Origin of the sequence: Streptosporangium sp. NPDC002721 (genome assembly GCF_042888905.1) — a bacterium.
Lineage (GTDB): Bacteria > Actinomycetota > Actinomycetes > Streptosporangiales > Streptosporangiaceae > Streptosporangium.
This window is the reverse complement of sequence record NZ_JBIAQI010000044.1, coordinates 56,430-63,725: the sequence shown is the minus strand read 5'-3', so window position 1 is coordinate 63,725 and position 7,296 is coordinate 56,430. Positions and strand designations below refer to the sequence as shown.

The window sequence follows — 7,296 nt, the reverse complement described above, 5'->3', positions numbered from 1 at the left end:
ACGGGGGGGGGGGGGGGGGGGCGGGGCCCGGCCCGGGGGGGGGGGGGGGGGCCGGGCGCCCGCCCCCCCCCCCCCCCGGCCGGGGGGGGGCCGGGGGGGGGGGCCCGGGGGGGGGGGGGGGGCCCCCCCGACGAGGTCAGAGCCAGTCGCGGCGTTTGAACACCAGATAGAGGGTGAGGCAGACGCCCGCCATGAGCAGGACCGCGAAGGGATAGCCCCACTTCCAGTGGATCTCGGGCATCACGTCGAAGTTCATGCCGTAGATGGTGCCGACGAGGGTGGGGGCGAACAGGATCGCGGCCCAGGCGGAGATCCGTTTGACCTCCTCGTTCTGGGCGTTGCTCGCCTCGGTGAGGTTGGTCATGTGCTCGTTCTGAGCCTGGGCGACCATGGTCGAGTTGACCACGAGGATGTCGTGGAGCATCTGGCGGAAACCGCTCACCCGCTCGGCGACGGTGATCGCGTGGTCGGCCACGTCCCGCAGGTATCTCTGCAGCTCCTGGTCCACCCCGTACTTGTCGGCCCCCGCGATGAAGCCCTCGATCATGCCGAGGAGCGGCTGGGTGGCCCGCTGGAACTCGATCACCTCGCGTGACAGCTCGTAGATGCGGCGGGAGACCCCGGGCTCGTTGCCGAAGACCTGGACCTCGATCTCGTCGATGTCGTTCTGCAGGCCGGCGACCACGGGGGCGTAGCCGTCGACGACCGCGTCGAGGATGGCGTAGAGCACCGCCTGCGGGCCCTGGCCGAGCAGCTCGGGGTCGTGCTGCATGCGGCGGCGGACCTGCGACAGGTCGGGCGCCTCGCTGTGCCGTACGGTGATCACGAAGTTCTGGCCGACGAAGACGTGCAGCTCGCCGAAGTCGACCTCCTCGGTCTCGTCGAGATAGCGGGCCGGGCGGAGCACCACGAACAGGGTGTCGCCGTAGCGGTCGGCCTTGGGGCGCTGGTGCGCGACGATGGCGTCCTCGACCGCCAGCTCGTGCAGGTCGAACTCCTCGGCGACGTTGAGGATGACGCCGTCCTCCGGACGGTAGAAGCCGATCCAGGCCATGCTGCCCGGGGTGTTCTTCAGGCTTTCGAAGGCCTCGGGCAGCGACCCGGGGGTGGCCGCGCGCCGGCCGTCGACGTAGATCGCGTTGTCGATGACGCGGGAGCGGGGCGGCACCGGGCGCCCGTCACCGGCGGATCTGGGGTCCATCGACCGCTCGGGGGACTCCTGACCGGTGCCGGGTCGTCCGCGCACCAGGCTCCGCAGGCCCCGCATCCGCCGGTCGCTCACGCGTCTCTCCTCATCGGGCGCTCATGAACTCCTGCAGCGACCGCATCGCGGTGGTGCGGATCTTCGCCCTGAGCATGGGGGTCCAGCCGAGGACGATCCCGACCGGCCGTCCCATGGCCATCTTGGACCAGCGTTTGAGGTCGAAGTCGTCGTGGTGACGGACGATCAGGCCCTCCTCGAAGCGGAAGAGGGCGTCGACCTCGTTGACGACCCTCCTGCCCGTCTTGCCGAAGGTGTAGCGGCCGGTCCAGTGAGCCGTACCCTCGTGCGGGCGGGCGGTGATGTCGCGGACGCTCACGTCGAGGTCGGCGCTGCGGCCCAGCAGCATCCGCCACATGCCCATCACCCTGTCGCGTCCTTCGAGGTCCTGGAAGACGGGGTCACCGAAGGTGACGTCGGGGTGGTAGCAGAGCTCCATCGCGTCGGCGTCGCGGCGCGCGAAGGCGTCGTAGAACGTCTTGATGAGCTCGGCGTTCCGATCGTTCACGAATTTCTCCCGGTCATCAATGTTCTGCTGACCGAGTGTAGTGCGCGGACAGGTCGAGGAGATTGTCCGCGTTGTTCCAGCACACCGCGCGGAGCCAGTCGTCTCCGAGGCCGAGGCGGTCGAGCGCGTGGAGCTGGTGGGCGTACGGGTAGGGGACGGCCGGGAAGTCGCTGCCGAGCAGGATCTTGCCCGCCAGGCCGAGGTCGCGCAGGCGCGGCAGGAGGCGCCGGGGGAACGGCATGTCGCGCTCGGCGAAGTCGGTGAAGGTCATCGTGGTGTCGAGCCGCACGTTGGGGAAGGTCTCGGCCACCTCGAAGAACTCGTCGTACTCCGGCATGCCGAGGCGCGCGACGATCATCGGCAGGTCCGGGTGACGGTCCAGCACCCCGGTGATCGGCCCCGGACCCGTGTGGTGGCCGGGCAGCGGGATCGAGCTGGCGTGCACGACGACGGGCACCCCCCGCTCGGCCAGCAGCCCCCACACGTCGTCGATCTCCTTGAGCCGGGGGTCGAAGTCGCCCACCTGAAGGTGGACCTTCCCCCATCAGGGGACCGCCGTGTTCGAAATGGTGCCAGACTCGACGTTCCATCCGCTCCGGCAGGAAGTGGACGTGCACGTCCGCCAGCCCCGGCAGGCCCAGCCCTCGCCACCAGGCGGGGACGTCCGCGTCCGCGAGCTCCGGAATCATGTTCCGCACGGATCCGACTTTATCGCCAGCACACCGGCAGTCGTGGGACGCTTTGCTCTCACACCGCGAAGGAGAAACGAGCGTTGTCCGACCTCTGGGTGACCCTGACCACGACCCGCTCCGGGCCGCCCCTGTGGGTCGTGCTGCTGTCCGCCCTGGCCGCGCTGGGCGTGGTGTCGTGGTCCACCTCGTGGCAGCTGTCGCGGGGGCTGATCACCATCGCCCACGAGGGCGGGCACGCGCTGGTGGCGCTGCTCACCCGGCGCAAGCTGGAGGGCATCCGGCTGCACTCCGACACCTCGGGCGTGACCTTGACCAGGGGCAAGCCCCGGGGGTTCGGCATGATCCTGACCGCCGCCGCCGGATACGTCGCCCCGTCCCTGCTGGGGCTGGGCGGGGCGTGGCTGACCGCCTCCGGATACGTGACGGTGCTGATCACGATCGTGATCGGGCTGCTGTTCTGCATGCTGCTGCTGATCCGCAACCTGTTCGGCGTGGTGAGCCTGCTGGCCACCGGGGGCGCCATCTTCGCCTTCACCTGGTACGCGGCCCCCGACATGGACGCCGTCCTGGCCTACCTGACGGTGTGGTTCCTGCTGCTGGGGGGCGTACGGCCGATCATGGAGCTCCAGCGCAAGCGGCGTCGCCACCAGGCACCCGACTCCGACGCCGACCAGCTCGCCAGGCTGACCTTCCTGCCCGGCGGGTTCTGGGTGTTCCTGTTCCTGGTGGTGGCGGGCGCGTGCCTGGTGGCCGGGGCCTATCTGCTGCTGCCCTCGGCGCTCGGGCTCATCTGAGGCCCGAGCGCCTCCAAAACTCGGGCTCTTCCAAAGCACGGGTCCCTTCTGAAACTCGGGCTCCATCGTCGTGCCGTCGCATCGGATGGGCCGCGACCTCCGGTCCCGTCACCGGGGGGAGGTCCCGCAACAATATGGCCACGATTTACGGACAGCGTATTAGATGACCAATCGCTGTATTTCATGCCGACTTTGTGATAACCCGCGCACTTCCGCATCCCGCCCTGGAATCGCCCTTCTTGATTGACATTCACCAAATTTTTTGAGTTTATTAGCGGGAATATCATTTCTCCTGCGAGAGGCGTTCCATGCCCCACCCCGCTTACCTTGCAGGAGCGGCCGGGGCGGGCGTCCTGCTCGCCCTGCTGGGCGTGACGCTCACGCTCACCCGGCGGCTCAGGCGGCTTCGCGCCGAGCGGGAGAGGGCGCTCACCCGGGCCTACGAGGGGTTCGCCCGCGACATGCACGACATCGTGGGGCACTGGCTCTGGCTGGCGTCCATCAAGGGAGAGCTGGCCCACCGGAAGGCCGGCGGTGACGCGCGCCTGCGCGAGGACCTGGAAGAGGTGCTGCAGGCGGTGCGGCAGGCCGCGCACGCCGTGCGGAACGTGTCGGAGGCCCGCCACCGGCTGTCGTTCTCCGGCGAGGCCGCACGGGCCAGGACGTTGATGGAGGGCTTCGGCGCCTACTGCTCGGTCCGGGTGGACGTGGACGAGCTTCCCGAGACCGTGAGCGCCACGCTGGGCGCCGTGGTCCGCGAGGGCGTGACGAACATGCTGCGGCACAGCCAGGTGAGGCGGTGCGCGATCGAGCTGGTCGAGCACGGCGGCCTGCTGCGCCTGACCGTCGTCAACGACGGAGCCCCCCGGCGGGAGACGTCCTCCACCGGCAGCGGCGTGAACAACCTGGGCCACCGCCTGGGCGAGCTGGGCGGCACGGTACGGGTGGCCGGCGGCACGGACGGGTGGTTCACCCTGATAGCCGAGGTTCCGGGTAATTTTTCCGAATAACCTTCACGTCCATCGCGAAAGCGCAGGTAGCGTACACCTTCACGGTTGACAGTGTGAGTTTCGCATATGCGAGTGGTTTAGTTTGTAACTAGTGGTTTCTCGGGTTATCCGTAATTCTCTCTTCTGGAAGACAGCAGGGGAGAATGCCGTGGATGACCAGTATGAGCTTTATTGCCTGGCGGACCCGCTTTTTTATGACACGCTTGACGGCCGCCGGGGTGATCACCCCGATTTCGCGCTCGCTGCCCGGGATGTTCCGGACGGCTGGCAGCACCAGCCGACCGACACCTGGATGCACTACGCGCCGCTCGCCGGCCGCACCCCCGCCCAGGGCTGGAAGATCCACGTCTCCGCCCGCGCCGAGGACGCCGACCGCGCCATAGAGGCGGTCTGGGACTACTGCGTCCCCCGCGACATCGCGTTCAAGTTCCTGCGCAGCCTGCCGGTCATGACCATGCTGAACTCCAAGGCCGCCCCCCGGGGCGCCAGCGGGAAGCTCGTGACGATCTACCCGGTGGACGAGGCGCAGCTGGAGCTCACGCTCAAGGAGCTCGACGAGCTGCTGCGCGGTGTCGAGGGGCCGTACATCCTCAGCGACCTGCGCTACGGCCAGGGCCCGCTCTTCGTGCGGTACGGCGGTTTCGCCGGGCGGCGCTGCCTGGCCGACAACGGCGAGCTGGTGCTGGCCATCGAGGACGGGGAGGGCCGGCTCGTCCCCGACGTGCGCGAGCCCGCGTTCGGCGTGCCGTCCTGGGTGACGCTGCCCGCCTTCCTGGAACCCCACGTGGCCGCCCGCAACGCGGTCACCACCGAGGGGCTGCCGTACCGGGTCGAGAGCGTGATGCAGTTCTCCAACGGCGGCGGCGTCTACCTGGGCGAGGACCTGCGCACCGGGGAGCGGGTCGTGCTGAAGGAGGCCCGCCCGCACGCCGGACTGGACGCCGCGGGCCGGGACGCGGTGGCGCGGCTGGCGCACGAGCGCGACATGCTGGAGCGGCTGGCCGGGCTGGACGCGGTGCCCGCGCTGATCGACTACTTCACCCTCGGCGGGCACCACTTCCTGGTCGAGGAGTTCGTCGACGGCAACCCGCTGCAGCGGCAGCTCGTGCACAGGTATCCGCTGACCAGGGCGACCTGCGACGACGAGGCCCTGGCCGAGTACACCGCCTGGGTGCTCGACACGCTCCCCAAGGTGCGCCGGGCGGTCGCGTCCCTGCACGAGCGCGGGGTGGTCTTCGGCGATCTGCACCCGAACAACATCCTCGTGACCGCGGACGGCCGCCTCGCCCTGATCGACTACGAGGTGGCGACCCTCATCGAGGACCGCGGCCGCGCGGCGCTCGCCCACCCGGCGTTCGGCGCGCCGGCCGACCGGCAGGGTGTCGACGTCGACCTGTACGCCCTCGCCTGCCTCTGCCTCGGGTTGTTCGCCCCCCAGCTCACGATCATGCTGCCGCTCGACCGCGCCAAGGTGACCGAGCTGGCCAGGCTCATCGGCGAGACCTTCCCGGTGCCGCGCGAGGTGCTCGACGAGGCGGTCAGGACCGTCACCGGTCCCGAGCCCGCCGCTGCCACGCCGTACCCGAAGCCGGGGCTCGACGACTGGCCCCGGCTGCGGGAGGCGATGACCCGGGCCATCCTGGCGAGCGCCACCCCCGAGCGCGAGGACCGGCTCTTCCCCGGCGACGTCGCCCAGTTCCAGCCCGGCGGGGGCGTCAACCTCGCGTACGGCGCGGCGGGCGTGCTCTACGCGCTGGCCGCCACCGGTGCCGAGCGCCGTCCCGAGTACGAGGACTGGCTGCGCGCGAAGGCGCTCGCCCCCGACCCGGGGACGGGGATCGGGTTCTACGACGGCCTGCACGGCGTGGCCTACGTCCTCGACCTGCTCGGCCACCGCCAGGACGCGATCGACACCGCCGACCTGTGCCTGCGCCAGAAGTGGGAGTCGCTGGAGCTCGGGCTGTTCGGCGGCCTGGCCGGCATGGGCCTGAACCTCCTGCACCTGGGCGGGACCACCGGCGAGCGGACCTTCACCGAGGTGGCCCTGCAGATCACCGGCGTCTGCTCCGACAGGCTGGGCGGGCCCGACGACGTACCGGAGGTCAGCGGCGGCAGCCATCCCCGCGCCGGGCTGATGTACGGCTCCTCCGGACCCGCTCTCCTCTTCCTGCACGCCTACGAGCGCACCGGCGACGCGGCGCTGCTCGACAGGGCGGCCGTGGCGCTCCGGCAGGACCTGCGGCGCTGCGTCACCGGCGAGGACGGGACCCTCCAGGTCGACCAGGGCTGGCGCACGCTGCCCTACCTGGACGAGGGGTCGGTGGGCATCGGCCTGGTCCTCGCCCGCTACCTGGCCCACCGCGAGGACGCGGACCTCCGCGCCGCGCTCGACGGCTGCCGGCGCGTCACCCGGGGACGCTACTTCGTGCAGTCCGGCCTGTTCACCGGCCGGAGCGGCATGATCGGCGGTCTCGGCTGGGGCCTGGGGCCCGAGCCTGGCGCCGTTCCCGGCATCGGCCCCGGTGCCGACCACACAGACCTGGCCGAGCAGCTCCGCGGGCTGGACTGGCACGCGCTGCCGTACGGCGGCGGGCTGGCCTTCCCGGGCAACCAGCTGCTCAGGCTTTCGATGGACTTCGCGACCGGTACGGCCGGAGTCCTGTTCGCGATGAGCGCCGTGCTGCACGACCGGCCGGTGTTCCTCCCCTTCATCGAGCCGCCCGGCGGCACGAGCACCCCGGCAGGGGTGTCCGCGCACGGATCCGCCGGGCGGTTTGACCCCCGTCACGACACATCAAAGGAGGTGTAACGACATGGTTCTTCTCGACCTGCAGTCCCTGGAGGCCCCCACCGGTGGCCACGGCGGCGGTGGCGGCAGCACCCTCACGGTCCTCGGCTGCCAGTCCGGCAAGCCCAGCAACCTGAGCGTTGTCCTCTGCCACTAGGCAACCCGGTTTCCCCGACATCGGTTCGGTTCCCACCGAGTTCTCATCAGAAGTGAGGCAATCCCATGGTCCTTCTCGACCTGCAG

At 70.2% G+C, this 7,296-nt stretch carries 7 protein-coding genes; 4 read left to right on the top strand and 3 right to left on the bottom strand.

The annotated features are described in order from the left end of the window. Positions 1-136: 136 nt before the first annotated feature. The 3 genes from ACFYWM_RS41020 to ACFYWM_RS41010 are packed head-to-tail and all read right to left on the bottom strand — an operon-like array spanning position 137 to position 2,292. Positions 137-1,282: a magnesium and cobalt transport protein CorA gene (locus ACFYWM_RS41020; protein WP_389926083.1), complete on the bottom strand. Its 1,146-nt coding sequence runs from the start codon at positions 1,280-1,282 to the stop codon at positions 137-139. 10 nt (positions 1,283-1,292) lie between these two features. Next, complete coding sequence (locus ACFYWM_RS41015; protein WP_389926080.1) at positions 1,293-1,769, bottom strand: nuclear transport factor 2 family protein; 477 nt, start codon at positions 1,767-1,769, stop codon at positions 1,293-1,295. 16 nt (positions 1,770-1,785) lie between these two features. Further along, a complete protein-coding gene (locus tag ACFYWM_RS41010; protein WP_389926077.1) occupies positions 1,786-2,292 on the bottom strand; it encodes an amidohydrolase family protein in 507 nt (168 codons plus the stop codon). Positions 2,293-2,541: 249 nt separating this feature from the next. Between ACFYWM_RS41010 and ACFYWM_RS41005 the strand changes: the two genes are divergently transcribed. The 4 genes from ACFYWM_RS41005 (at position 2,542) to ACFYWM_RS40990 (ending at position 7,210) form a co-directional block, all read left to right on the top strand. Then, entirely contained in the window at positions 2,542-3,255 is a 714-nt protein-coding gene (locus ACFYWM_RS41005; RefSeq protein ID WP_389926075.1) for a M50 family metallopeptidase, read from the top strand. Between the two features lie 308 nt (positions 3,256-3,563). Continuing rightward, positions 3,564-4,265, top strand: a complete 702-nt coding sequence (locus ACFYWM_RS41000) for a sensor histidine kinase (RefSeq protein WP_389926073.1) — start codon at positions 3,564-3,566, stop codon at positions 4,263-4,265. Between the two features lie 148 nt (positions 4,266-4,413). Further along, positions 4,414-7,074: a class III lanthionine synthetase LanKC gene (gene lanKC / locus ACFYWM_RS40995; protein ID WP_389926070.1), complete on the top strand. Its 2,661-nt coding sequence runs from the start codon at positions 4,414-4,416 to the stop codon at positions 7,072-7,074. Between the two features lie 4 nt (positions 7,075-7,078). Next, positions 7,079-7,210, top strand: coding sequence for a SapB/AmfS family lanthipeptide (locus tag ACFYWM_RS40990; protein WP_389926067.1), 132 nt, complete (start codon positions 7,079-7,081; stop codon positions 7,208-7,210). Positions 7,211-7,296 lie beyond the last annotated feature (86 nt).